24 protein-coding genes and 2 tRNA genes are annotated in these 23,975 nt (G+C 45.4%); 11 read left to right on the plus strand and 15 right to left on the minus strand.

The genetic code is table 11. The features are described 5' to 3' along the window. Positions 1-208: 208 nt before the first annotated feature. Positions 209-1,066 (minus strand): DMT family transporter, encoded by an 858-nt coding sequence (locus Q0C15_RS02640; protein WP_297215783.1) that lies wholly within the window; start codon positions 1,064-1,066, stop codon positions 209-211. Positions 1,067-1,160: 94 nt separating this feature from the next. On the opposite strand from Q0C15_RS02640, the gene Q0C15_RS02645 reads away from it, so the two are divergent. Then, entirely contained in the window at positions 1,161-2,552 is a 1,392-nt protein-coding gene (locus Q0C15_RS02645) for a DNA-directed DNA polymerase II small subunit (RefSeq protein ID WP_201796912.1), read from the plus strand. Here Q0C15_RS02645 and Q0C15_RS02650 read toward each other — a convergent pair. From Q0C15_RS02650 to Q0C15_RS02660, 3 genes are all read right to left on the minus strand, one after another. Next, positions 2,547-2,888 carry a nitrite reductase gene (locus Q0C15_RS02650; RefSeq protein ID WP_110640226.1) on the minus strand — a complete coding sequence of 114 codons (342 nt, stop codon included), beginning with the start codon at positions 2,886-2,888 and terminating at the stop codon, positions 2,547-2,549. The genes Q0C15_RS02645 and Q0C15_RS02650 overlap by 6 nt on opposite strands. A 40-nt stretch (positions 2,889-2,928) precedes the next feature. Continuing rightward, positions 2,929-3,036: a 50S ribosomal protein L41e gene (locus tag Q0C15_RS02655; RefSeq protein WP_083755854.1), complete on the minus strand. Its 108-nt coding sequence runs from the start codon at positions 3,034-3,036 to the stop codon at positions 2,929-2,931. A 146-nt stretch (positions 3,037-3,182) separates the two neighbouring features. After that, positions 3,183-3,362, minus strand: coding sequence for a hypothetical protein (locus Q0C15_RS02660; RefSeq protein ID WP_110640227.1), 180 nt, complete (start codon positions 3,360-3,362; stop codon positions 3,183-3,185). Between the two features lie 120 nt (positions 3,363-3,482). On the opposite strand from Q0C15_RS02660, the gene Q0C15_RS02665 reads away from it, so the two are divergent. From Q0C15_RS02665 to Q0C15_RS02685, 5 genes are all read left to right on the plus strand, one after another. Then, on the plus strand, positions 3,483-4,952 hold the full coding sequence (locus Q0C15_RS02665; RefSeq protein WP_297215797.1) for an MFS transporter: 1,470 nt from the start codon (positions 3,483-3,485) through the stop codon (positions 4,950-4,952). Positions 4,953-5,161: 209 nt separating this feature from the next. Then, on the plus strand, positions 5,162-6,079 hold the full coding sequence (locus Q0C15_RS02670; protein ID WP_297215800.1) for an ABC transporter ATP-binding protein: 918 nt from the start codon (positions 5,162-5,164) through the stop codon (positions 6,077-6,079). Further along, positions 6,076-6,840, plus strand: coding sequence for an ABC transporter permease (locus Q0C15_RS02675; RefSeq protein ID WP_297215804.1), 765 nt, complete (start codon positions 6,076-6,078; stop codon positions 6,838-6,840). The genes Q0C15_RS02670 and Q0C15_RS02675 overlap by 4 nt, the downstream gene beginning before the upstream one ends. Positions 6,841-6,907: 67 nt before the next feature. Further along, positions 6,908-7,525, plus strand: coding sequence for a phosphoribosyltransferase (locus Q0C15_RS02680; protein ID WP_297215806.1), 618 nt, complete (start codon positions 6,908-6,910; stop codon positions 7,523-7,525). A gap of 144 nt (positions 7,526-7,669) precedes the next feature. Beyond that, positions 7,670-7,809 (plus strand) — tRNA-Trp (locus Q0C15_RS02685). Positions 7,810-7,923: 114 nt separating this feature from the next. Here Q0C15_RS02685 and Q0C15_RS02690 read toward each other — a convergent pair. The 5 genes from Q0C15_RS02690 to Q0C15_RS02710 all read right to left on the minus strand — a co-directional run bounded on the left by Q0C15_RS02690 (position 7,924) and on the right by Q0C15_RS02710 (position 13,015). Beyond that, a complete protein-coding gene (locus tag Q0C15_RS02690; RefSeq protein ID WP_110640232.1) occupies positions 7,924-8,289 on the minus strand; it encodes a hypothetical protein in 366 nt (121 codons plus the stop codon). Positions 8,290-8,552: 263 nt separating this feature from the next. Beyond that, a complete protein-coding gene (locus tag Q0C15_RS02695; protein WP_110640233.1) occupies positions 8,553-8,870 on the minus strand; it encodes a DsrE family protein in 318 nt (105 codons plus the stop codon). Positions 8,871-9,054: 184 nt separating this feature from the next. Continuing rightward, a complete protein-coding gene (locus Q0C15_RS02700; protein ID WP_297215810.1) occupies positions 9,055-10,908 on the minus strand; it encodes an AMP-binding protein in 1,854 nt (617 codons plus the stop codon). Positions 10,909-11,235: 327 nt separating this feature from the next. Next, positions 11,236-12,384, minus strand: a complete 1,149-nt coding sequence (locus tag Q0C15_RS02705) for an acyl-CoA dehydrogenase family protein (RefSeq protein ID WP_297215812.1) — start codon at positions 12,382-12,384, stop codon at positions 11,236-11,238. An 82-nt stretch (positions 12,385-12,466) separates the two neighbouring features. Next, positions 12,467-13,015 (minus strand): molybdenum cofactor guanylyltransferase, encoded by a 549-nt coding sequence (locus Q0C15_RS02710; protein WP_110640235.1) that lies wholly within the window; start codon positions 13,013-13,015, stop codon positions 12,467-12,469. Positions 13,016-13,184: 169 nt separating this feature from the next. Here Q0C15_RS02710 and Q0C15_RS02715 point away from each other — a divergent pair. Next, positions 13,185-13,257 (plus strand) — tRNA-Val (locus Q0C15_RS02715). Between the two features lie 83 nt (positions 13,258-13,340). Here Q0C15_RS02715 and Q0C15_RS02720 read toward each other — a convergent pair. Together Q0C15_RS02720 and Q0C15_RS02725 are read right to left on the minus strand one after the other, a co-directional pair. Beyond that, a complete protein-coding gene (locus tag Q0C15_RS02720; protein ID WP_297215814.1) occupies positions 13,341-14,747 on the minus strand; it encodes a hypothetical protein in 1,407 nt (468 codons plus the stop codon). Next, positions 14,744-15,454 carry an ABC transporter ATP-binding protein gene (locus Q0C15_RS02725; RefSeq protein WP_297215816.1) on the minus strand — a complete coding sequence of 237 codons (711 nt, stop codon included), beginning with the start codon at positions 15,452-15,454 and terminating at the stop codon, positions 14,744-14,746. The genes Q0C15_RS02720 and Q0C15_RS02725 overlap by 4 nt, the downstream gene beginning before the upstream one ends. 249 nt (positions 15,455-15,703) lie before the next feature. Here Q0C15_RS02725 and Q0C15_RS02730 point away from each other — a divergent pair, with 249 nt between their 5' ends. After that, positions 15,704-15,922: a hypothetical protein gene (locus Q0C15_RS02730; protein ID WP_297215817.1), complete on the plus strand. Its 219-nt coding sequence runs from the start codon at positions 15,704-15,706 to the stop codon at positions 15,920-15,922. A gap of 9 nt (positions 15,923-15,931) precedes the next feature. Here Q0C15_RS02730 and Q0C15_RS02735 read toward each other — a convergent pair whose 3' ends face one another. After that, positions 15,932-16,858 (minus strand): LD-carboxypeptidase, encoded by a 927-nt coding sequence (locus Q0C15_RS02735; RefSeq protein WP_297215819.1) that lies wholly within the window; start codon positions 16,856-16,858, stop codon positions 15,932-15,934. Next, positions 16,855-18,003, minus strand: a complete 1,149-nt coding sequence (locus Q0C15_RS02740; RefSeq protein WP_297215821.1) for an amidohydrolase — start codon at positions 18,001-18,003, stop codon at positions 16,855-16,857. The genes Q0C15_RS02735 and Q0C15_RS02740 overlap by 4 nt, the downstream gene beginning before the upstream one ends. A gap of 175 nt (positions 18,004-18,178) precedes the next feature. On the opposite strand from Q0C15_RS02740, the gene Q0C15_RS02745 reads away from it, so the two are divergent. Together Q0C15_RS02745 and Q0C15_RS02750 are read left to right on the plus strand one after the other, a co-directional pair. Then, entirely contained in the window at positions 18,179-18,784 is a 606-nt protein-coding gene (locus Q0C15_RS02745; RefSeq protein WP_297215824.1) for a TIGR00296 family protein, read from the plus strand. Further along, a complete protein-coding gene (locus Q0C15_RS02750; protein WP_297215828.1) occupies positions 18,781-19,587 on the plus strand; it encodes an MEMO1 family protein in 807 nt (268 codons plus the stop codon). The genes Q0C15_RS02745 and Q0C15_RS02750 overlap by 4 nt, the downstream gene beginning before the upstream one ends. Here Q0C15_RS02750 and hutI read toward each other — a convergent pair. Together hutI and hutU are read right to left on the minus strand one after the other, a co-directional pair. Next, the gene (gene hutI, locus Q0C15_RS02755; protein WP_297215832.1) at positions 19,557-20,774 is read right to left on the minus strand and encodes an imidazolonepropionase; all 1,218 of its coding nucleotides are present in this window, start codon (positions 20,772-20,774) and stop codon (positions 19,557-19,559) included. The two genes, Q0C15_RS02750 and hutI, sit on opposite strands and share 31 nt — an antisense overlap. A 2-nt stretch (positions 20,775-20,776) precedes the next feature. After that, entirely contained in the window at positions 20,777-22,441 is a 1,665-nt protein-coding gene (hutU, locus tag Q0C15_RS02760; RefSeq protein WP_297215835.1) for a urocanate hydratase, read from the minus strand. Between the two features lie 116 nt (positions 22,442-22,557). Between hutU and Q0C15_RS02765 the strand changes: the two genes are divergently transcribed. Then, on the plus strand, positions 22,558-23,967 hold the full coding sequence (locus Q0C15_RS02765; protein WP_297215838.1) for an APC family permease: 1,410 nt from the start codon (positions 22,558-22,560) through the stop codon (positions 23,965-23,967). Positions 23,968-23,975: the final 8 nt, after the last annotated feature.

A 23,975-nucleotide genomic window follows, 5' to 3' on the forward strand; every position in this document is an offset into this window, starting at 1 on the left:
GAAGGGAGTCCGCGTATCTCATCGATGAAGCATTTTAGAGTTACAGCTTCCCCCGAACCCCTAACTTCTCTTTTAAATATAATTAAATCTAGGCTTGTATTGATCTATCATACTTAATTTTCGTCTGAAGTCACATAGGTTTTGGGGCTGTCATCATAGATCTTATGAGATCGTTTTCATGAACGATCCAGATCTTGGCAGTTCTTGTTCATCTGAGTCTGCCTGACATGTATATACCAACGCTCATAATGGCGAATCCAATCAGCATCGTTCTGGAGATGCCCTCGTGCAGAATGATCAGGGACAGCACGACGCTTATCGCCGGCACTATGAAAAAGTAGGCGGATATGGCACTCACCCTGTATTTTCTGTAGAGCGTAAGGAAGATGAAGTAAGCCACCGCGGTGCCGAGGGAACCCATGTACAGCATGATAAGGTTAAACTGAGGGATCATCAGGTTTCTGTTTATTCCTCCGGTGATCAGTGCTATCACCAGAACGATCGGCATCGCATACAGCAGCTGAAGTGTGTTCAGGCCGGCAGAATCGTATCCAGTCAGGAATTTCCTGTAGAATACCGTTCCAAGAGCCCAACTCAGAGCCGCGAGTATTAGCATGATGAGATCCAGATAGTCGGATACATCAACCGATCTTAAGAATATTATCACCAGGCCAGCAAAGCCAAGTGCAACGCCCGTTGCCTTGCCCCTTCCAAATCTATCATTGAGCAGGAAATAGGAAGCCGCAAGGGACATTATTGGATAGGAATATATTATTATGGATGTGAGGGACGCGCTTACGCCGGTTTCGCCGAAGAACCAGAGCGAAAAGAATGCGGTTATGTTAAGGTTCGCAAGCACGAAAACCTTAAGGTGCTCTGCGAACGTTCTGGGAAACTTTATCTGCCTGAAGAAAAGTGCAGAGGAGAATGCCAGTGCGTATAGAACCCGCATGAGCAGGATGGATGAGGAAACGTCGTAGTTGTAGGCATATTTCACCATTATGTAGTTGAGGCCCCAGAAAAACGCCATGAAGAAAAACAACGCAGGCTCTCCGTATTTCTGCATCCCGTGGTGATTTCCAGGTCGATTATATTACTTTTGAATTCCATGGATAAAGATAATCCATTTATCCTCGAAATGGATCATCCGAAAGTAGAAGATGTCGCAGCTGGATCGAACAAGCCTTATCCAGTACTTCAACAACAACGGTGTACTGATATCTCCCGAGGCGCTGGATAAGATCATAAAATACTCATCGAGTTCCCTCATAGAGGAGCTTATAAAAAATTCTGATGGTTATATTGATGAAAAGTACGTGGATCGTTATGTTTCCAGGCCCAAGATTAAGAACGATTATGAGGTATACATACCTGATGTCCGTTTCAATGCCTCAATAGAGGATTTCAGGAAGATGTTCGTAAGCAAGTACGAGAAGCTGAGCAAGATCATAACTTCAAGCTCATCAATGCGCGGTTCTGTGAGTATAAAGACCGCGAAGAGATCTCAGGGTGAAGTGAAGGTCGTCGGCATGGTATCTGAGGTCTCTATGACCAAAAACGGGCACAAGCGCATAGTGATCGAGGACCTTGACGATTCGATCACGGCCATCGTGATGAAGGACAGGGGGCCGGTGAACGAGATAATCTTGGAGGACGAGGTGATCGGAATAATCGGCAGTGTGAGCCAGTCCTCAAAGGATCCTGTGATCTTCGTAAATGAGATCATCCGGCCTGATATACCGTATAGAATAATCGATGAGGAAAAGCACGACCCAGTATACGTCGCGTCAATATCAGATATACATGTGGGGAGCAAGACATTCAGGAAGAGTCAATTTGAGGATATGGTCAGGTGGCTCTCTGGATCAGATGATGACGCTTCAAAGGTAAAATACCTCATACTGAGTGGAGACGTGGTTGATGGAATAGGTGTGTATCCAGATCAGGAAAATGATCTGGAGATACTGAACCCTCTGGAACAGTATGGAAGGTTGGCCGAATATCTAGTGGATATCCCTGAAGATATAAAGGTCTTCATAATGCCTGGGAACCATGATACGGTGAGGCTGTCAGAGCCACAGCCGGTGTTTCCTCCAAAGATCCGCGATCTCTTCGAGCCCAATGTGGCCTTCCTGCCAAATCCATACAATCTGAAGCTGGAGGGCAAGAACGTTCTGGTTTATCATGGGATGTCTCTGAACGACATGATAGAGCTGATACCCGGTGCCAACTATGATAGCATAGGCAAGGCAATAGAGGCGATACTTGTGAGGAGGCACCTGAGCCCAAAATACGGGGGAAATACGCCCATGATACCTTCTGCAGTTGATTATCACGTCATAGAGGAGGTTCCGGATATATTCATAACCGGGCACATACATTCCCATTACATAGGCAACTATAAAGGAGTAAGATACGTCAATTCTTCAACATGGCAGTCCCAGACAGAGTACCAGAAGATGATGAACTTCAACCCAAAGCCTTCAAAGCTGACGCTATTCGATCTATATTCCAGATCGGTCATAATAAAGGATTTTGACAATGGGTCATAGCGTCTTCTTTATTATTGCGTCGATCTCATCCTTGAAAACCCGCACAAGATCTTCATACATCTCGGACTTAACGCCTTCCGGTGCACTTACAAGGCCTATCTTCGCTATTATCTTAGCCATGCTTATCATGGCATCATACTGTTTTATGCGCGATTCCATGAACTCCTCTAATACATTTGCAAGTTCCTTCTTTATGCTCTCGTCCTCGTTCATCTTCTTCTTTATATATTCCTTTATGAGATCCTTCACTATATCGCGAACAGCCTCGAGGTACAGATCCTCGGTCGGCATCGCCTTCATAAAATTCTTAAAATATTTCTCAAGATCATCGTCCATGGAAAAACATCATTAGATGGAATAAAGAATTTTTGTAGGATCACATTCTATTTGCTCTTCTCTCTCTTTTGAGGCGCCTAATCCTCTTCTTTCTCCATTTCCATCTCATCTTTCCGCGCTTTTTCCAGTCCCTTGAACTTCTCTTCAACCAAACACCTCTGATCGCTAAAGTGTGACGTTGACCTGATTGAACCACCATATATGAAAGTTATTGCTGGTTGAAGGGATCGTTCGGCAGAACATTGAAGCCATCGCAGATGCTGAATATAAAAATATTTTTCAGTTGGGAACGTCTCAGTCCGCGTTTCCGTGGCAGAAGTAACTCGATATGTACCTGTCGTATGCGGACATCTCCACTGCATACACTGAGGGTACTTTCGTGTATCTCTTTATGGCCTCCCTAACAACATCCTCAACGTCTCCCATAGCAGACAGTTCGCTATACAGCGCATCATCTATCTCTATCTTTGCCATTGATAATCATACTCTTGCATGCTATTTATATTTTGCTATATTGGACTTCGTCAAATGACGTATGAAATCACATTCTGCGTATCGTTTTCATCAATGAAATACCACACATATTAATAATCGATGTATATCAGGAATATTGATATGGCTCTGTCGCGGAGCGATGCCGTACTGATACCAGTTCTTGCAGGGGTGATGATGGGTGCGATCGACAGCACGATAGTCGTACTAGCGCTGCCCACCATATCAGATAGCCTCAGAGCGCCACTGTCAATCTCAATATGGATTATACTTGCATACCTACTGACGGCTGCAGTCACAACAACACAGTTCGGGCGCCTAGGCGATATGAAGTCCAGAAAGACCATATTCAACAGCGGCATGCTGATCTTCACCGCCGGTTCTTTTCTCTGTGGCGTATCGCCCAATATAGAGTCGCTGATCGCATTCAGATTCGTGCAAGCGGCCGGAGGTTCAATGATGCAGGCCAACTCCGGATCCATAATAGCGGACAGCTTTCCGCCAAATCTCAGGGGCCGTGCTTATGGTTATACTTCAGTGGGATGGAACTCAGGTGCGACGCTTGGGATAGTGCTGGGAGGAATAATAACAACGCTCATTGGATGGCGATACATTTTCTACATAAACGTTCCAATCGGCCTGATATCGTTCTATTTCGCCGTGAAATACATAGGGCATGGTGAAACGCGTACAACGCATCTGGACATTCCAGGCGTCGTAACACTTTCGGCTGCCCTAGTATCTTTATCTTATGCGGCGACGGACTTCACCTCGCACGGCTTAGACGCGATCAACGAGGCCTTGCTGCTCTTTGGTTTCATCATGATAATCATATTCATATTCTTGGAAAGAACGAACAGCGACGCACTTCTCCCCGTGAGCATGTTTCAGAATAGGGTTTTCAATTTCTCCATATTGGCGGCTTTTCTCCAGAGTCTGGGATATCTTGCAGTCACATTCATAATAATCATGTATCTGCAGGGGCTTCGCGGTCTTTCTCCTCTGGACAGCTCGCTGCTTCTCGTACCGGGATATGTGCTGGGCGGTTTCACAGGTCCAGTATTCGGTAAGTTATCGGACAGGGTAGGCGCCAGGCTGCCGGCAACCTTGGGCATGATGCTGATGGCTGTCGCCATAGTCATGTACATGCAGCTAAGCCTCTCCACTCCCCTATATTACATAATACCCATTTCGATAATATCCGGGTTAGGTTCATCCATGTTCTTCCCGGCAAATAACAGCGCCGTGATGGCCAGCTCTCCTGTCAGGACGTATGGCGGCGCCTCCGGCCTGCTCAGGACTATGGCCAACATCGGTATGCTGGGCTCTTTCGTGCTTGCCATAACCGTTTCCACGCTATCTATACCCAGATACATAGCATTTGAGGTATTCGCAGGGGTAGGGCATCTCGTGGGCGGTGTTTCTGCATCATTTCTGGACGGCATACATACGGCTCTTGCCGTATCACTCGGGATCATACTGGTAGGTGCCATTTTTTCCTTCATAAGGGGCAAGGAGGAGAGAAAGAGCGGTTCGGTGTCAATGCCACACAGCAGCAATGATCCAAAGTAAATCGCTCTGTTATGAAACCTGCGGTTAAATGAGGTAGTGATGCACTTCAGCAGATCATTCATGATGCCAGATCAATACATTGCGAATCTGCGGTCATCTGCATGTGGGAATATGTATCATATACTCCCGGACACAGCATTTTCACTTGTTTCGCAGATACACCGCACAAGCTATGACAATCTCTATATATTCTCTAAAACTGACCATACGTGCTTGAGAAAGTGATAGAGGTCGATCATCTCCGGCAAACTTATGATGGCAGGAATTTTGTCGTGGATGACGTTTCATTCTATGTATCAAAGGGGGAAATATACGGCCTCCTTGGAAAAAACGGTGCGGGAAAGACCACGACGATCCGCACGATGACCACTATACTCCCAGTTCACTATGGAAAGGTCAGAATCCTCGGTATGGATGTTTCTGAGAATGCCGAAAGGATAAGAAAACGCATAGGGGTTGTACTCCAGAACGAATCCTTCGATTTTGCAAGCGTCGAGAGAAATCTGAAGGTCTACGGTATGCTTTGGGATGTCCCAAGAGAGGTGCTGAAAGCAAGAATAGAGGAGGTGCTGGAGGTTTTTGACCTTTCCTCCCTGAGAAAGGTCAGGGCGATGGAGCTATCCGGGGGCCAGAAGAAGAGGCTTCAGGTGGCCAGGGAATTTCTCCACGACATGGATCTGCTCTTCCTGGATGAGCCCACCGTTGGTCTCGATCCTATAATGCGGCGGTCCGTGCTCAACTACATAAGGGATAAAGCGAGAAAGGGCCTGACCGTGCTTTACACAACTCAGATCATGGAGGAGGCGGACTATCTGTGCGATAGGATAGCTATAATGAACAAGGGGAAGATAGTCGCTGAGGGTACAAGTTCCGACCTGAAAGCTAAATACGGAGATCTGAAGACGATACATGTCATAATCTCAGGGGAACTTGATTACAATAGCCTTAAGGTAAAATTTCCTGAAGACGTCATAGTTGATAACGATGAGATAAGGATAGTTTCCAAAAACGTAGAGGACATACTTCCTGATCTCATAATCTATCTGAAGGCGAGAGGCATCAGGATCGAGAGGATCAGTGTGGAGGAAAGTAGTCTGGACGACGTCTTTCTGAAGGTGGTGTCATGATACCTCCGTCTCTGCGGTTGACAGCAAGAAATCTCATAATAAATACGGATCCGGGAACTCTGCTGTTCCTCATTGGGCTTCCATCATTCTATCTGATAGTTCTCGGCCTCATGTTTCAGGCCCTGATACCCAACGTGTTCTTTGAAGGGCATTCAATAAGTTATGCTCAATTCCTCTCACCGGGGGTCGTGGCCATGCAGCCCTTCATAGCAGGATCCATCGGTGGTAGCATGCTCTGGTCTGATCGCCGCTGGGGCATGTTTGAACAGCTGCTGGTCGGGCCTTTCCACAGGATAGACTACCTGTTGGGCATAATCTACGTATCCATGATATTCTCAGTTGGCGGAGCAATGCTGATGTTTCTTGTTTCATATCTCCTGACTGGGTTCGTCATCCATTATGTGGTGAACATCATACTCATCATTCTGGTGCTTCTTGTGTCATCAATACTATTCACATCTCTGTTTCTGGTGCTTTCGGTGTTCATACGCACCATTCAGACCTACAATACGGTCACCATGTTCATCTTCTTCATACTTGATTTTGCCAGCTCTGCATTCTATCCCATCAATACCAGAACACCCATCGGCCTCCGTATAATCTCATATGCAAATCCCCTGACATACATAGTTGATTCCGTCAGGGATATGATGTTTGCCAGCCTGAACAGATCCGATCTCATCTACGTTATGATCGTAGTGGTGCTATCGGCACTGTTCTTCATCTTTGCTGCGCTGTCTTACAGGAAGGCAAAGATCTGAGAAGAGAAATATTTATCCGTATTTTTTCTCTATATAATAGATGTAATGTCAATACAGGCCTGATTGTATGTTCAGGGATAGAACTGAAGCGGGGCGAATTCTGGCCGATAGGATAGCCAAGCCAGGCGGAAGGTGTACGGTTACAGGCATAGCGCGTGGCGGTATAATAACTGCAAGGCCAGTGGCTGAAATACTGGGTTGTGAATTGACAACCATAATAGTCAAGAAGATCGGTCACCCTGAGGATCCAGAGTTCGCCATTGGTGCGGTGGCCGAAGGTATGGAGAGAAGGCCGTATCTTAACTCGTTTTCATCCGGCATAGATAGAGAGAGTGTACAGTATGCGGTCAGCAGGCTCATGGATGAAATTGGAGAACTTCGCAGGACACTTGGATCTGCGAACTCCGTATTCAATGGCAGATGGGATAATGTAATAGTTGTGGACGACGGATCTGCAACCGGGACAACAGTGGTCGCAGCTGTCAGAAGTATTAAAATGAACGTCACGAAAAATGTGCTGGTAGCCGTGCCGGTCATCAGTGAAGATGCCTTCGATTTGATAAGATCGGAAGGTGTGGATATTGTATACGTCGATATGCCATATGATTTTGAGGCTGTAAGTGAATTCTATTCGGATTTCAGAGAAGTCTCTGTGGATGATATACGATCCATGCTGTATGGATAGACGAATATTGAAGATGAGAAAGAAGACATATTTTGATTCAGCTGCGAAATTGATATATAGGATTCAAACATCACTTTTTGAGAAAATACCCTGCGGCATAATTCAGCGGAGGATCCGTTGACACTGCCGGAACATGGGCTACGGGGGGACATGGGGTAATGGCATCCTGACGGGCTCCAGTCAGGAGATGATTAGAAACAGGGTCATCTGATTTGATGATGAGTGACTGGAACTATGATCCAGGAAGAGACCCGTAGATCTGGGTTCAACTCCCAGTGTCCCCATATTCCCATCTTTATGAATAATGTGAAAAAGATCATCATAGAATCATTATGGCCATAAAGATTCGATGAAACATCATATATTATATTCTATCAAAAAATATCAGATGATTGAGTTTAACTCAAAGTTTTTATCAGGGATGCAATTTTTCCATCCTTATCGACATTGTTCAAAGCTTTGGTGAGATTCGAGGCATCTCTATTTTTCTGTTTTTCTGGAAGCTCCTTCTGCGCCTTCAATCTGGCCTCTATCACTTTCTTTGCTGTTGCATCAGGTAGGCTCCTAACAAGGGTGAGGTTAGTTTCACATAGGCCTATATATTCAGCATCTGTACCGACTTTGTCCACCTGCATGATCATATCCTTCATTGCTGAGGCAATCTCGTCTACGTTTTTTCCGAGCAGGCCGTTAAATATCTCAAGCATTGCTGCAGACTGATCCTTCTTGTTCATTTTCAATATTTTCTTTATGTCTATGTCCATAGTTAGATATTGCATCCAATTAGTTAATCTTTTCATTATAATGATAAGAAATCATATTTATGAATTAATCATCTGAAATTGTATACGTATAGACGAGGATCATTGGTATTTCAGAAAATGTATGATAAGTTTATGGTTTATTTATTAGATGAACATTTTATACTAACACATGTTGAATATCAGAACATAATTCTTCTTCAAACGCACTATGGATTTAAAAATCTTAAAAATAGAGAAAGATGCAAAATATAAAATAAATTTTTTCAAAGCACCAGATACATGTAGCCTTCCTGTTTTCTCTTTATTATTTCCTTCAGGCTAGCCGGAACATATACCACTCCAGGCGCGAGTTCGTCCTTCTGTATATTTCTCGCTTCCATGGATGTACCGCAGGCAACCACAGAAACCTTCTTGTTCTCAAGAATAGGTTTTATCCTGTTCTTCTGGGTCACCGCCGCTATCCCTCCATTGAGATAGACAACTTCAACCAGCTCGGTCTCGGGCATCTCCGACAGATGGGTAGCTGCTGTTATGGACATCGGTATTTTTTCTTCAGAATCAACGGAAAGTATTATTTTCATATGTGAACATTGCGTTCTAATATTAACGTATCGTGCCGGTATGGTTATATGATTTTTTGTCATGACTTATACTTTTTGCTTGAAATATATTAATTTAATCTTTAATATATTCATTTATGACCGAGAAATCGTGAATTGTGAGAAACGATAAAATCATCAAGCCTTAGCTGGGGATTCTGTCCACTCAGTCTAACGTCATTTTTCCCAGATCTTCAATCTCTTTGATTACTTCGGTATCATCCGTATTGCTGATGTCGCCCATTGGAAGACCGCAAAAGGCCGATCTTATTACACGGCGCATTATTTTTCCATTCCTGGTCTTCGGTATCTTCGAGATGCGGAATACATGGGAAGGCCTGAATGGCTTTCCCATTCCGTTTTCGACGGCCTCCTCTATTCTGCCGTTTAACCCCGGATCCCCAACATAGAACACCGCTATGACCTCACCCTTGATCCTGTCAGGTATGGATACAACTGCACATTCCGTCACTCCATCAACACGCATAACGAGATCTTCAACCTCGTTTGGGCCAACTCTCTTTCCGGCTATCTTTATGACATCATCTGATCTCCCGTACAGATAGAAGTATCCGTCCTCGTCCATCTCTCCGAAGTCGCCATGGAACCATATGCCCTTAAATCTTGACCAGTATGTTTCCAGATATTTCTCCTTATTATTCCATAATCCACGCGTCATGGATGGACTTGGATATTTTGCAACCAGATATCCAACGGTGTTGTAAACCTCCTGTCCCTGATCATTGAATATTGAAGCATTCATACCTAGACCCCTGTAGAGGCATTTCGGTTTCTGCGGTACCGCTGGATTTGAAGCCAGGAAGCATCCAATTATATCGGTGCCTCCAGATATGTTTGATATGGATGCCCTGCCACGGCCAAGCACATTGAAAAGATATACCCAAGATTCTTCATCCCAGGGCTCTCCAGTTGATCCGAATACACGAACAGTGTCAAAGGTTCTTCTCGTGCCTCTGTATTTTATCATCCGGACAACCGTCGGAGAAAGTCCAAGTATAGTAACCCTATTTTTTTCTGCAATGTCGAACAGTCTATCTGGCTCAGGATAGTCGATCGCCCCATCATACAGAAGTATCGTTCCATGCAGGGCGTTTGTACCAATGAGCGCCCATGGCCCCATCATCCATCCTAGATCCGTGATCCAGTGAAGGACATCCTCCTCCTTAAGATCCATGTAGTATTTGACTTCCTTCGCTATATTGACCAGGGCACCTCCGTGCACATGCACCGTTCCTTTAGGCTTACCGGTGGTACCGGAGGTATAGAGCATTATCGCTGGGTCTTCGCTCCCTGTCCTCTCGGTCTCCACATTTTTGCTCCCACTCACGGCATCCTCAAAGCGGTAAAATTTTCCAGAATCTCCGTCCATAATTGTCTTTATGCTGATCTTCTCTGCAACTCCCGCCATGTCTATGGATTTGCCTTTCCTTTCGTAGGATCTTGACGTTATGAGCAGTTTTGCTCCTGAATCCTCTATTCGCCCCCTTACTGCGCTGAGGCCGTATCCAGAGAACATAGGGACAGCAACCGCGCCTATGCGGAGTATAGAATAAAAAGCTATAGCACTGTTTGCATTGAATGGCATGTAGACCGCAACCCTGTCGCCCTTTCTTATGCCTAGATCAAGGAGTGTAGAGGCCAGTGAGGATACCTTTCTGTTAAGTTCAGAATAGGATAATTCTGAGTTTTCTCCAGACTCAGCCTCGTATATTATAGCGGTCTTTCCTGATGAGGAATATCTTTCAACGGCATTAAACTCTATGTTTATCTCTCCTCCTGTGAACCATCTGGCCCATTCAACGCCATCAGAAAGATCGACTACGCGATCATATTTTCTGAAGAACTCAATGCCGAGATCGTCAATGACCCTGGGCCAAAACCATTCCGGATCATTGTCTGCTCTCCTGTACAGATCCTTAACACTGATTCCAAGTGAATTCGCAAATCTCCCAAGGTTTGTGTTGGATACGATCTCATCCGATGGCCTGTAATAAAACATAGTTGTACCAATGAATAAATATATTTAATATTTTTTACATATTTTATCTTCAAGGTATTTGAGGCTGCTACCTAGAAATTCAATTATGGTTCTCAAAAATTATTATCTATACGTCCCGTTCCCATTTCCAGATCAAACCAATATTCCTTCATCCCGGAATGGGCCGCGTTTCCTGATTCAAAACATATGGCTGATATCCTCACGACTCAGGCATCACACCAGAGGTATCAGTCCAGGCATAAATTCTGAAATGTCATTACGCACTTTATATCTCTATAAGTATCTGAACCTTCTTGCTATTTTTCTGTAAATTCTTAGGTTTTTCCATTATTCTATTCTTCGGCCTTCAGCGTACATTCTAGTCAGCGCCTTTGCTATTACGCGCTTTCTGATCTCCGTTGTGCCAGCGCCTATCTGGCCCAGTATTGCATCCCTCAACAGCATCTCGATCCCTGTATCCTTTATGTAGCCGTATCCACCGAATATCTGTATGGCCTCCCTTGCTATGTATTCTGCAGATTCAGATGCATACATTATTGCAGAAGCTGCATCAATAGGATCCATAATATCATACTGGAGTTTTTCCAGAGCTTTGAATGCAAGCATCCGGCTTGCTTCGTACCTCACATACATATAGGATAATTTTTCCTGTATGAGTTCGAACTCATTGATGTGTAAACCGAACTGTTTCCTCTGCGACGCATAATTAACTGCCTCATCTATAGCGCGTCTCGCCAGGCCTATGAAAATGAACGATAGTATAACGCGTTCAGAGTTCAGGCCGGACATTATGATCCTTTTACCATCTCCCCTCTTACCAAGAATCCTTTTCTCTTCTATCTTTATCCTGTTGAACGACAGCTCACCTGTCGGTGATCCGCGCATGCCCATCTTTTCCAGTGATCTTCCCCTGCTGAACCCTTCATCAGCTGCAAGGACTATGACTGATGAATAGCCTTCCCCATCCCGGGAATGTACAAGAAATAGGTCGGCATATGGTGCATTGGTTATGAACATCTTGCTTCCTGAAAGATACAGCCCACCATCCTTCTCTTCGATGTGTGTTGACATAGAGAGAGCATCAGATCCAGATCCAGGTTCGGTAAGACATAGAGATCCTATGTATTCGCCGGAGGCGAGCATAGGAACAAAGGTCTCTCTTATGTATTCTGATCCATTTCTATATATATTGTCTAGACAGAGATTGCTGTGCGCACCATATGATAGTGCCAGCGAAGGAGAGGAATATCCAAGTTCATCCTCTATGATCGCCTGTGCAATATACCCTGCACCGCTTCCTCCATATTCTGGTGGGATGGTCACACCGAGATAGCCCATCTTGCCCATAAGCTTGAACTTATCAACCGGAAAATAATCATCTCTATCTATCTTCATTCTGATGGGTTCAATCTCCCTCCTTACAAATTCCCTGACGGAAGATCTTATTATATCGGAGGCATCAGTAAATCCCTGCATTGATATATGTATCATATTCTAGCTATATATAGTTTATTGAAAACTTATTGATTAATTGAAAATGTAATAAATTTACATAAATTCATGCATTACCAGTCAAATCAGCATATTTCTTTATGTCTTCTGGATAATTTATGCTTATGAAGAAACGTTCCTCCTCCTCACTTATGGGTACGCGTTCAATGTCTATCAGACTCAGAAATCCTATCAGGCTTTCCCCTCCAGACTCTATATAAGCGTTCAGCGCGTCGTATATCGATTCAGTATATATGCCGAAGAGGGGCTCTATGAGTCCATCAGAGTGTACGGGAAATGTAGGTTTTCCGCTGTAAGACCTCAACACCTTGCTTACGATATCCTGTGTTATGAACGGCATATCTCCTGCAACCGCAAAGAATGTACCAAATCTGTCCAATGCGGTGAGAACTGAATCGGTTATGATCCCCTCCGTTGTATCCAGAACCACTTGGCAATCCTGACATCTCAGTGCTGGATCCTTTGTGTATAGAATGACGTTACCCTGATCCTTTAACTTTGATGCAACCATATCTATGATGCGGCGGCCATTCAGCATTGCAGAATGCTTGCCTGGAAAGCGGACACTTTTCTTTGCAAAAATCACGAAGTCCATGACAATGAATTGTCCGGATCAGATAAATAACTTTCTCATGCCTCTACTTTAGAGAGATGCTGATGATAAACGTATTATGCTGAGTGACATCCGAAGACAGATCTGTTAATGACGCCCATCTTTCCAGAAAAACGTCATCTTTTTATCTCCGATGCTATTCTCAATCTGCGGGCTCGTGGTCCAGTGGTTACGACGTCGCCCTTACAAGGCGGAGATCACCGGTTCGATCCCGGTCGGGCCCATATCATAAATTATGATCACCGATAATCCATAAGGCGAAGTAAAATTTTTCATATACGATCGATATCACTCCTGCCGCAAGATTCTACAAGAGATTGTGGGAGAGTATCGAATTCTTAAGTCTATTCTGAGTGAATGGCAGAGCTATCAGCACTGATGCAAGACCGGCAAAGGTTATTGATGCATAGATATAAAAACTAGGTATAAACACAGCAATTACTGCTACAGCTGTAAGCGGAGCAATAACGATACCGGTGACGAAGTTCCTTGCGGAATATCTGGATGAAGAGGGTATTTCACCTATATCTATTATCTGGTAAGGATTCACAATACCGGCCAGATAGAAGCCCATCACCGTTACCGATGGTGAAATGAACAGAGTTATAATGGCTATTTTCATAAACATGATCTGACCATAGATAACGAATAGAATTATGTTGGCCGCAACAAGAGGCAGAAGAATTAGCAAGGTGGATATTGCCTTCGCTATAGCCATATGCCTGAAATATATGGTTGCCGGCATTGACATAAGTGCCAGCCATATACGCTCAGACTGGATCCAGCCGATACCCCTTATGAGAGGATAGATCGATAGAGCGTAGATTACATAGTAAATTTCGATGATCGATCTTGCTGTTGACGGAGTAAGCAGTATTCCTATGCCATATAATGTAGCGATTATGATGGAGATAACCAGCCCAATCCCGATGTTTATCCTGCCTGCATAGTTCTTCGAAACGGATCCGAGCCTCATGGTGGAAGATCCGCCCATCATTCTCAGATTGAATCTGTATATGGCACCTATGGGCGTGGTTCCAGCAAATCTTATAGATTTCCTGACATTGGAAGATCCCGGCATAACTGATCTATAATAGTATGTTATTTTTGGAGGCCTTATTAAGTTATAGAAAAAGAAGGATGATGCAAACAGCACATCGATAACCGTTCCCGTTATGGGAAAGCCAGTAAATGTTGAAATGGGAGAGAAAGGAAAACTCACGAATCCCGGGATCAGATACCAGACAAGTATAATTCCTATGAGAATCAGTCTCTTTCTCAGATATATCTTTCTGAGCATGTTTGCAAACGATACGTTTGCCACCATTATAAGCCATAGATCGATCGCTGACGGAATGATAAATGCTGGATATTCAAGCGAAGTGAGAAAATACATGAGGAAGAATGCATACATTGAGTTGATAACAATTGATGCAAGGAAGAAGTTGATCGCAAGGGTTCTAGCCGGGATCGGAGAAGTAAAGAGAAAGTCGAAGTCCGATTTTTTGAATATCGCTGCCGATCCGATCATCAATATGAATGAGATGAAGGTTATTATGCCAGCGAAAAAGGGAAATTCCGATCTGACTGGTCTGGCAAAATGGAAGGAGAGTGCAAGCGATAATACAACCGATATCAGGAATATACCTATTACGGCGATGAAACCTGAGGTCACTCTTGTACGCAGTATGAGAGAAAACAGGCTCTTTCTCATATTCCCTCCATTATCCTGGATATCACACTCTCCACGGTCATCTCCTCGTCTCTGCTTATATTCTTTAGATCCTCAATGCTTCCTGACCATACGAGCTTGCCATTATTTATTATTATCACGTATTTCGTGAATCTCTCTGCAATAGACATTATGTGGGTAGAAACGAGGAAAGTTGCGTTCATTCCGTTGAAATATTTGATGATTCTTTCCTGCGTCGGAATGTCCAGATAGTTCAGCGGTTCATCCAGCAGCATAATCTGTGGGTCATGAATTATTGCAAGTGCTATTGACAGCTTCTGCCTGTTGCCTCTTGAGAGTGTACCGACTCTGCTGTTCCTGTATTGATTGAGATCCATCATATTTAGCAAAAACTCAACCTTATCCTCAAGATCCTGCGTATTTCTCAATGCTCCTATGTACTCCAAGTTTTCCCTCACGCTTAGGGTCAGATACGGTGAAGCGTCCTCCGGCAGATATCCTATTATCCTCTTGGCTTCAATGGAATCTGGATCATAATTACCCACCTTCACATAGCCTGAATCCGGTTTTATAAGACCAGCAAGTATCTTAAGTGTAGTGCTCTTTCCAGCCCCATTTGGGCCTATTAGCGCAACCCGTTCCTGGCATTCTATCTGGAAACTCAGGCCGTCCAGTGCTTTCTTGGATCCGAAGTTCTTATGTACATCCTGGAATTCGATGCATCCCATCTTATGCAGAATATGGCATAGTTTAAAATAATTTGCATAATGTTAGCATCTGTTAAAGCAGTAGTGAGGCATCCAGCCCCTAAGGAATTTGTATGCTAAGTCAAAGAAGATTTAAATAGCGTATGAGTATATATTTATGCGTGCATCTTATGAGGATGATATATTTTGCCACATTTGAATGGGCAATTTGCAGTATGATTCTCAAGGATATGATGCCACGCACTAATAGATATAAGATGGAGGGATAGAATGGCATTCAGATTTACAGCTAAATTCATAACTGGTATTGTGGCGGTTGTATTCATAATAGTCGGTGGATACCTTTTCGGGCTTGTGATAAAGTCTGTGATCTCAAGCATAAACAGAGGAGAGTTCGAATGGGGGCTTGCTTTACTCGTTATAGGTATAATAGCACTTGTTGTAATAATACCAAAACCAAGGCTGAACGGCAGAAAGAAAGTTCAATAATTCAATTGTTCAGTCAACCACATTTTCCAAAAGTTCAACGTATGGTTCTTCATAGGATATCCTGACCTTTGCGTTGAGCGGTATGAGCATCTGATCCTCGCCATGTCCAAACGGAAGGCCGTATATTGATACCTTTTTCAGCGAGTTCATGTACATCTCTATGATATCCTCGACAAATGGCATCGGATCCTCCGGATCCACATAGCTTTTGAATTCACCGAATGCGAATCCATCGAACTTATCAAGTATGCCAGCCAGTTTCATGGTAAATAGATATCTGTCTATATCACCAGAAGTAACACCGGTGTCTTCGGCAAACAGTATCTTTCCCTGTGAATCTGGAAGGTAACCTGTACCGATCAGAGACGCAAAGACCGAGAGATTTGTACCAACGCTTAGTCCTTCCACCTTGCCCTGTATTATATACCTGACTATCCTCTCCACATTGGAGTTGAGATGTGTGGTCTCTCCCTTCAGTATGTCGATAAAGTCTTTGAAATTGGATTTAGAAAACTCATCTGGATCGGCTGCAGGCATCGGGCCGTGAAACGTTATGAGTGAAGATCTTGTGTTTAGGGCCAGATGAAGCGCGGTTATATCGCTGTATCCCACGAATATCTTCGGGTGTTCTCTTATAGCGTCATAGTCTATAAGCGGGAGTATATGTATGGATCCATAGCCGCCTCTGGCACAGAATATGGCCTTGACATGATCATCCAGAAATGCCTCCATGAGCTCGTCTCTCCTGCTTGTATCTGGTGCTGCAAGCTGGTTCATCTGCATTAGTTTTTTTATGTTTCTGCCTAGGGTCACCTTATACCCAGATTTCTTGAGCCTAGATATTGATCTGGAGAGGTTCTTCATATCAGGTGCACTTGCCGGTGCTATTATCCTTATCTCGTCTCCTTCCTTCAGTCTTGGTGGTTTTATCCTCATCTCAACGCCTCCTTGAATTCGTTTTTGATTCTTTTCAGCAGATCGCGATCCATCAGGATCTTGCGTGTGGCCACCACAGTGGCATCTATTGCCCTGAACAGAGCGTCGGCTGCCCTCTCTGGGTCAGCTGCCAGCCTGAACTCCTCCGTATGCGCCGGTATGGATGGCTGGACTATCTTCACGTCGATGTGGCCTGTGGGAATCACATGGCTTATGTTTGCCTCATCTGTGCTCCCCATGGCAGGCTCGCTTATCCTGTGGATATTCACTGGATTTATTCCGATGGATCTGAGTCCCTCCTCCAGCGTATTATCTATCGCTTCATTGCTGATATACTCATCGTAAACCGGAGTAAGATCCTTCATCCTGAGATCACAGCCGTGTATCCTGGCTATGCTCTCTATGGTTTCCTTTGCTCTCGTAGCCAGATCTTCCAGATAGCTGCGCTTAGAAGACCGCAGATCGATCTCCATCAGAGATCGGTCAGGAATAACGTTCGAAGCCTTTCCCCCTTCCTTTATTATCATACCTATAACTGGTCTCTTCAGATCCGATATTGAGGATCTGAGGTTGTTGAGGGCGATATATGTTTCAACGGCCGGTGCCAGTGCGTTTATTCCGAAATCTGGCCCGAGAAGGTGGGAGGCTTTCCCTATGAACTCGGCCTCTATTGTGAGATCGGCCAGAGACACTGAACCCACGGCCCATCTGTCGTCAGGATGCATTCCTATGACAAAGTCTATGCCTCTGATCAAGCCCTTTTCAGCAAGAATTGCCTTACTTCCAGCGTATGGGCCTATACCTTCTTCAGACGGTGTTCCGAAAACCGTTACCGACATTCCGAAGTCTTCACAAAGTGTGACGGCTGTTCCAAAGGCCCAAGCGGCTATCAGGTTATGCCCGCATGAGTGTCCGTTTGGAAGGGCGTCGTATTCCGCAAGCAATCCAACGGCATGGCCACCCCTATCGCAGGTAGCCCTGAAGGCGGTCTCCATCTCCCCATAGGGCATCTCGACTGTGAAACCATGCTTGGAAAGATGTTCTGCAAGAAGCTTTGAACTTCTGTATTCCTGGCTTCCAAGCTCGGCATAATTATAGATCTTTCTGGAAACCTCGATTACCTCGCTCTTTATCTCCTCTCTCATCTACCTGAAGTATAAATGCACGTATCTTAAAACTTTTCCATCTAGTCTTCTTCGTTCCCGGGCCTATGGTTTGAGGCTTCAATCAGCACGATCAATCTGTTACGCAGACGCTGTATCTCAAAACGTCGTAGAAAGTCTGGATCACATTTATAGAATGATTTAGCATGATCTTACTATGTCCATGGCTGAAGTTGATATAGACCTTGATATAGGGACCAAGGCGGTGAAGCTTGCAAGATCCGCCGCTTCATCTTATCTTAGGGATGAGAAGCTCCCAGATCCTCCTGGTGACCCAATATTTCAGGAGAAGCATGGTGTGTTCACCACGATCAACACTTACCCTGATAACATGCTTAGAGGCTGTATAGGTTTCCCAGAACCCTACTATAACCTCGGAGAAGGCATAATCAGAAGCAGCATATATGCGGCAACTGAAGATCCACGCTTTGAACCGATGAAACCAGAGGAGTTAAAGCATGTAACTTTTGAGGTATCCATACTCACGCAGCCGGTTGAGATAACAGTCAACCCTGAGGATCGGCCGAAGGCTGTACATATAGGCAGGGATGGCCTGATAGCGGTCTACAATGGCGCCAGCGGTTTGCTGCTGCCTCAGGTGGCTACGGAGTATAGAATGAACCCAGAGGAATTTCTGGAGGCTCTATGCGAGAAGGCAGGGCTCTGGGAAGGGTGCTGGAAATACAGGAAGGTGAAGATCAGCAAGTTCCAGGCCACTGTGTTCGGTGAAAAGGATCCTGAAGGGGTGATTGAAAGACGATGAGGAGACAGCCGGCTGTTGCCGGTTACTTCTATCCTGAAAGGAAGGATGAACTCTATTCCCTGCTCTCTTCATTTTCTGTACCAGAACAGCATATAGCTGGCAATGTAATAGGTGCGGTTGTGCCTCATGCGGGAATAATATACTCAGGACGCACCGCTATGTTTTCCTACAGGTCTCTGGAGAGATCTGATGTCAGGAACTTCGTTATAATAGGTCCCAACCACAGGCCGGTAACGCCCTATGCATCCATCTATCCATCGGGAAGATGGTCCACGCCGCTGGGGGATGCTGTGATAAACGAAAAGATGGCAGAGGCGATTTACAGAAACTCAAACTATATTGTCAAGGACGAGGAATCGCATGCCATGGAGCATTCTGTGGAGGTGCAGATACCATTTCTGCAGTTTTTGTTCGGGGACAGTTTCACGTTCGTGCCCATCATACTCGGTGATCAGGAGATCGAGGTCGTCAAAGATATAAGCGAGGCACTGCTGAAGCTTGAAGATCCTTTCATACTCATAGCCAGCTCAGATTTCACGCATTACGAAGAGGCCAGAAGGGTTGAGAAGAAGGATATGGACCTGATCTCGGCCATACTTGCGCTTGATCTGGACAAATTCTATTCTGTGCTTCGATCGGAAGATGTAACCGCTTGCGGCTACGGTGCTATAGCCATACTCATGTCCTATACGAAGAGTAGGGGCGGGCATATGGTGTTCATGAACCATTCAAACTCAGGAGACGTGACAGGCGATTATTCTGAGGTCGTGGGCTATGCCTCGCTTGTCTCGGTCATACCGTAGACGATGTTTCCTCCCACGATCGTACCTGATACTATGTCAAGGCCGTAGAGATACGGTATCTCCCTGTAGCTGCCGGCATTGATCACGGCAATATCCGCATCCTTGCCGGGTTCAATGGTGCCCTTGCGCCCGCCAAGTCCGAGCGATACTGCAGGATTTATTGTGGCTGCGTTCAGTGCCTCCTCCGGAGTCAGATGATTGAATCTTACTGAGAGATGCATAGCGAAGATCATGTCATCATTCATGTTCAGCGGAGATATGTCGGTTGCAAGAGAAACGGGTATCCCGCGATCGATTATCTTCCTTGCGTCCGGGTATCGTTCATTCATGGAAAACACGGTTAAGGGAAGAAGCGTGATGGAAGATCCGTTCCGCCTCACAATATCGAGATCCTCATCGTCGTAATGTATCATATGATCGTAGGAGACTATGTTCAGTCCATCGGTATTCTTAACGCATCCAATATTTTCTATTTCGTTTGCGTGCATCCTTGCAGGTATGCCTTCGTGGATGCATGACTCTAGAAAATATCTGGAGGACCTGGCGCTGAAGGCTCCGGCATCGCAGAAGACGTCAACGAATGAGATTCTATTTCTGTTTTTCTTAACAGTATCCAGGATCTGATCCGCATACCTCATCTCATCCATGCCTTCAGGTATCACATGTGCCAGATAGGTCGGTATCAGATTTACTTTCACCCTTTTCTGCAGCAGTTCGATGGATGAGATCATCTTTTCCTCATTCTTCGGATCAAGCCCGTATCCGGTCTTTACCTCCATGGTTGTTGTCCCTCTCCTCAAGGCCGATCTGATCCGTGCAATCGTTTCCGTGGCTATCCTCTCAGCATTAGCTGAGGAAGTATCCCTTATCGTGCGGTAAATCCCGTTGCCGGATCTGAGTATATCGAGATAGCTCCTGCCTCCGATGCGCATGTAGAATTCGTCAGTTCTGTTGCCGGCAAAGACAATATGCGTATGTGGATCGACGAATCCCGGTACTGCTATGCCACCACCACAGTCGATGATCTCCGTGCCTGGAGGTACGTTTTTCGTTATAGCCTCTATCCTGCCGTTTCTTATCAATATGGAATGATCCTCGTAAATACGGATTCTGCCCTGTTCCTCGCCTGATAGAAATGTTGTGCCCTCTCCCGTCGCTATCTGGGAGAGGTTTGTCAGCGCTCTCATGTTCAATCTATATACGGATACCTGAACTTGGGGCCCTTCTTTATTATGTCTATGGACGATTCGTATCCTGCGTCCGCATGCCTTATAACGCCTATGCCTGGATCAGCGTTCAGGACGCGCTTCATCCTTTCTTCGGCATCCTTCGTTCCGTCAGCCACTATCACAAAGCCTGCATGGATGGCATTTCCGATGCCAGTACCGCCACCATGATGCACGCTGACCCACGTGGCACCGGAAATTGCATTAAGAAGAGCATTGAGGATGGGCCAGTCAGCTATGGCGTCGCTTCCGTCTTTCATCTTCTCAGTTTCCCTGTAGGGTGATGCAACCGATCCAGTATCATGGTGATCCCTGCCAATTGCGACGGGAGCCTGCAGCTCTCCGGATCTCACCATGTCGTTGATCATGAGGCCGATCTCCTCCCTCTCACCGTAGCTTGCGTAGCATATCCTTGCTGGCAGTCCCTGAAAATGCACGCGTTCTTTGGCCAGCTTTATCCACCTGACCAGATGCTGATCCTTCTGGAAATTCTTTATTATGGCGTCATCGATCCTGTATATGTCCTGCGGATCGCCTGAAAGAGCAACCCATCTGAACGGGCCGGATCCTATAGCGAACAGATCCCTTATGTAGGCCGGCACATATCCAGGTATTTCGAAGGCCTCCTTCATTCCCCCCTCCTGGGCTCTGGTTCTGAAATTATTTCCATAATCAAAGGTCTTCGATCCGTTTTTCTGGAACCAGAGTATGGCCTTTGCCTCCTTTACTATTGAGGCGTACACCTTCTTTATATAGGATTCCTTGTCCTCCTCCCTGAATTTTGCCGCAGTTTCAACGGTGTATCCTTCAGGAATGTAGCCAAGGTTGAGGTCATGAGCTGCGGTCTGATCGGAAACAACGTCTGGGACGATGCCGCGTTTCATCAGTTCGTCGTATACGGTTGCTGCATTTCCGAGCAGTCCGATAGATGTCGGTTTTCCCTGGGCAAGGCTCTCGTCCTTGATCTTCAGGGCCTCATCCAGCTTGTCAGTCCACGTATCTAGATACTTATCCCTTAGCCTCCTCCTGATCTTTTCCTCATCAACCTCTACGATTATTCCAGAAGCGTTGTTCATGGTTATGGCCAGCGGCTGAGCGCCGCCCATCTCGCCAAGCCCTGAGGTCAGCACCCACTTACCGGACAGGTCGTCCCTGTGGAATTCCTTTCTTGCAAGGGCAGACAAGGTCTCATATGTCCCTTGGAGTACGCCCTGCGTGCCTATGTATATCCAGGATCCTGCGGTCATCTGGCCAAACATTGTGAGACCGCGTGCCTCCAGATCCCAGAACACGTCATCGGTGGCCCATCTTGGAACTATCTGCGCGTTCACTATCAGCACTCTGGGTGAATCCTTGGTTGTCTTGAACACGCCGACGGGCTTTCCTGACTGGATTAGGAGGGTCTCGTCGTTTTCCAGCCGTTTCAGTTCATTGACGATCTTGTCAAAGGCCTCCCAGTTTCTGGCGGCCTTCCCCTTTCCACCATAAACGATCAGATTGGCCGGATCCTTGGCAACCATGGGATCCAGATTGTTCATGAGCAGGCGGAGAGCGGCCTCCTGCCCCCATCCCTTTGTATTCAATTTTTTACCAGTTGGTGCGTGTATCTCTCTCGCTTTCGTTTCCATACATATTGATCGTATGTTTTTATTTATTCTTTTTCGGAGTATTTAGAAAAATAATCAAATATAATAATTTTAATGACAATAGGTAAAATTAAATATATTTAATTGGATCAATTGTTATGCCATCCGAGAGACTGAAACCAAATCAGATAGGTCTGGCTCAGGCAATATTCCAGGGCGTATCGTACGTTGCTCCAGCCGCTGATGTGGCTATACTGCTGATAATCACAGCTGGTTTTGCACTTGGAAGCACCCCCTTAGCCGTTCTGTTTGCATGGGCAGTTTATTTTCTCTTCCTGAATGCAAATTATCAGTTCTCAAGATTTACCGGCGGCGCATCTGGATACTATGGATACGTGGCAAAATCCATAGGGCCTAGGGCAGGCTTCATAACGGCCATGTGGTACGTCATGTTCCAATTTTTCTCCCTTGCTGCATTCGGTCTTCTGGGCTTCGCCACCTTTCTTTATTACGTTTCGCCGGATCTGACACACATTGCGTACATCTGGATACTGTTTGTCGCTATAGTTGCATTTTTCACCTTCTATCTAGGTTACAGGGGGCTTAGGCCTTCACTGAATTATTCAATGTTCAGCGCTTCCATTGAAATTGGCTTTCTGGTTCTCATGGGTATAATAATCGCTGTGAAGGCCGGGTCTGCCAACACGATAGAGGTATTCACGCTGAAACCCTTAGACGGCAACTTCTCCCTCCTGTTTTTCGCGATGATATTCTCGATTCCGCTTTTTGCAGGGTCTGGAACGGTGATAACACTGGCCGAAGAAACAAGAGGTTCTCTAAAGACCATAAAGAGGTCAATATGGATCTCCATGATCGTGCTTCTCATTGCTCTGCTCGTACCAGCGTACGCCCTAACTGTTGGATACGGGGTCTCGAACATGGCTTCATTTTCTGGGCTGAGCGATCCGGGAATCATAATATTTGAGAAATATGGAGGAATTGCAGCCGGGATCATCCTGATAATACTCACGGTGAACAGCTATCTGAGTTCAAATGTGTCGCTGATGTCATCTGTTTCACGTGTCATATATTCTCTTGGCAGAGACGGTGTTCTTCCGAAGTCCGTCACAAAGATACATCCAAGGTACAGCTCTCCCTATATCGCGGTATTGATGCTTGAAGTCGGCGGAATAATTGTGGCCATCATACCTTCGCTTGCGTACGGCCCATTTGAAGGTGCACTTATACTGTTTTCTATAAACATATTTGCACTGCTCTTCACGCACATACTTGTGAACGCCTCTCTGCCCATATACGTGCGTAAGAATGGCAAGAAGATGAATCCCATTACCCACATTCTCCTGCCTGTAATTTCGATATTGATCGGTGGAATCGTAATATATTATTCTGCAGTTGCATCCATCGCCCAGGGAAACCCCATCACTACTGCGGTCTTCATTGGCCTGGCATATGTGGCCTTCGCCGCGATCTTTGGCTATGCATTCGGTTCTCTGAGGCCTGAGAGGATAGCAAATATAGGATACGTTTCTGTGGAGGAATCCCTTTGAATGATCAT

This window comes from Thermoplasma sp. (genome assembly GCF_023256435.1).
Lineage (GTDB): Archaea > Thermoplasmatota > Thermoplasmata > Thermoplasmatales > Thermoplasmataceae > Thermoplasma.

Coding starts and splice junctions, on each gene's coding strand:
- hutI (WP_297215832.1), bottom strand. CDS start 20,774: ATGAGAGCGCTGACAAACCTCTCCCAGATAGCGACGGGAGAGGGCACA.
- Q0C15_RS02735 (WP_297215819.1), bottom strand. CDS start 16,858: ATGAGGATAAAACCACCAAGACTGAAGGAAGGAGACGAGATAAGGATA.
- Q0C15_RS02705 (WP_297215812.1), bottom strand. CDS start 12,384: ATGCAGGGATTTACTGATGCCTCCGATATAATAAGATCTTCCGTCAGG.
- Q0C15_RS02710 (WP_110640235.1), bottom strand. CDS start 13,015: ATGGACTTCGTGATTTTTGCAAAGAAAAGTGTCCGCTTTCCAGGCAAG.
- Q0C15_RS02720 (WP_297215814.1), bottom strand. CDS start 14,747: ATGAGAAAGAGCCTGTTTTCTCTCATACTGCGTACAAGAGTGACCTCA.
- Q0C15_RS02645 (WP_201796912.1), top strand. CDS start 1,161: ATGTCGCAGCTGGATCGAACAAGCCTTATCCAGTACTTCAACAACAAC.
- Q0C15_RS02690 (WP_110640232.1), bottom strand. CDS start 8,289: ATGGACATAGACATAAAGAAAATATTGAAAATGAACAAGAAGGATCAG.
- Q0C15_RS02730 (WP_297215817.1), top strand. CDS start 15,704: ATGGCATTCAGATTTACAGCTAAATTCATAACTGGTATTGTGGCGGTT.
- Q0C15_RS02750 (WP_297215828.1), top strand. CDS start 18,781: ATGAGGAGACAGCCGGCTGTTGCCGGTTACTTCTATCCTGAAAGGAAG.
- Q0C15_RS02725 (WP_297215816.1), bottom strand. CDS start 15,454: ATGGGATGCATCGAATTCCAGGATGTACATAAGAACTTCGGATCCAAG.
- Q0C15_RS02695 (WP_110640233.1), bottom strand. CDS start 8,870: ATGAAAATAATACTTTCCGTTGATTCTGAAGAAAAAATACCGATGTCC.
- Q0C15_RS02680 (WP_297215806.1), top strand. CDS start 6,908: ATGTTCAGGGATAGAACTGAAGCGGGGCGAATTCTGGCCGATAGGATA.
- Q0C15_RS02650 (WP_110640226.1), bottom strand. CDS start 2,888: ATGGACGATGATCTTGAGAAATATTTTAAGAATTTTATGAAGGCGATG.
- Q0C15_RS02660 (WP_110640227.1), bottom strand. CDS start 3,362: ATGGCAAAGATAGAGATAGATGATGCGCTGTATAGCGAACTGTCTGCT.
- hutU (WP_297215835.1), bottom strand. CDS start 22,441: ATGGAAACGAAAGCGAGAGAGATACACGCACCAACTGGTAAAAAATTG.
- Q0C15_RS02765 (WP_297215838.1), top strand. CDS start 22,558: ATGCCATCCGAGAGACTGAAACCAAATCAGATAGGTCTGGCTCAGGCA.
- Q0C15_RS02640 (WP_297215783.1), bottom strand. CDS start 1,066: ATGCAGAAATACGGAGAGCCTGCGTTGTTTTTCTTCATGGCGTTTTTC.
- Q0C15_RS02745 (WP_297215824.1), top strand. CDS start 18,179: ATGTCCATGGCTGAAGTTGATATAGACCTTGATATAGGGACCAAGGCG.
- Q0C15_RS02675 (WP_297215804.1), top strand. CDS start 6,076: ATGATACCTCCGTCTCTGCGGTTGACAGCAAGAAATCTCATAATAAAT.
- Q0C15_RS02665 (WP_297215797.1), top strand. CDS start 3,483: ATGTATATCAGGAATATTGATATGGCTCTGTCGCGGAGCGATGCCGTA.
- Q0C15_RS02700 (WP_297215810.1), bottom strand. CDS start 10,908: ATGTTTTATTACAGGCCATCGGATGAGATCGTATCCAACACAAACCTT.
- Q0C15_RS02740 (WP_297215821.1), bottom strand. CDS start 18,003: ATGAGAGAGGAGATAAAGAGCGAGGTAATCGAGGTTTCCAGAAAGATC.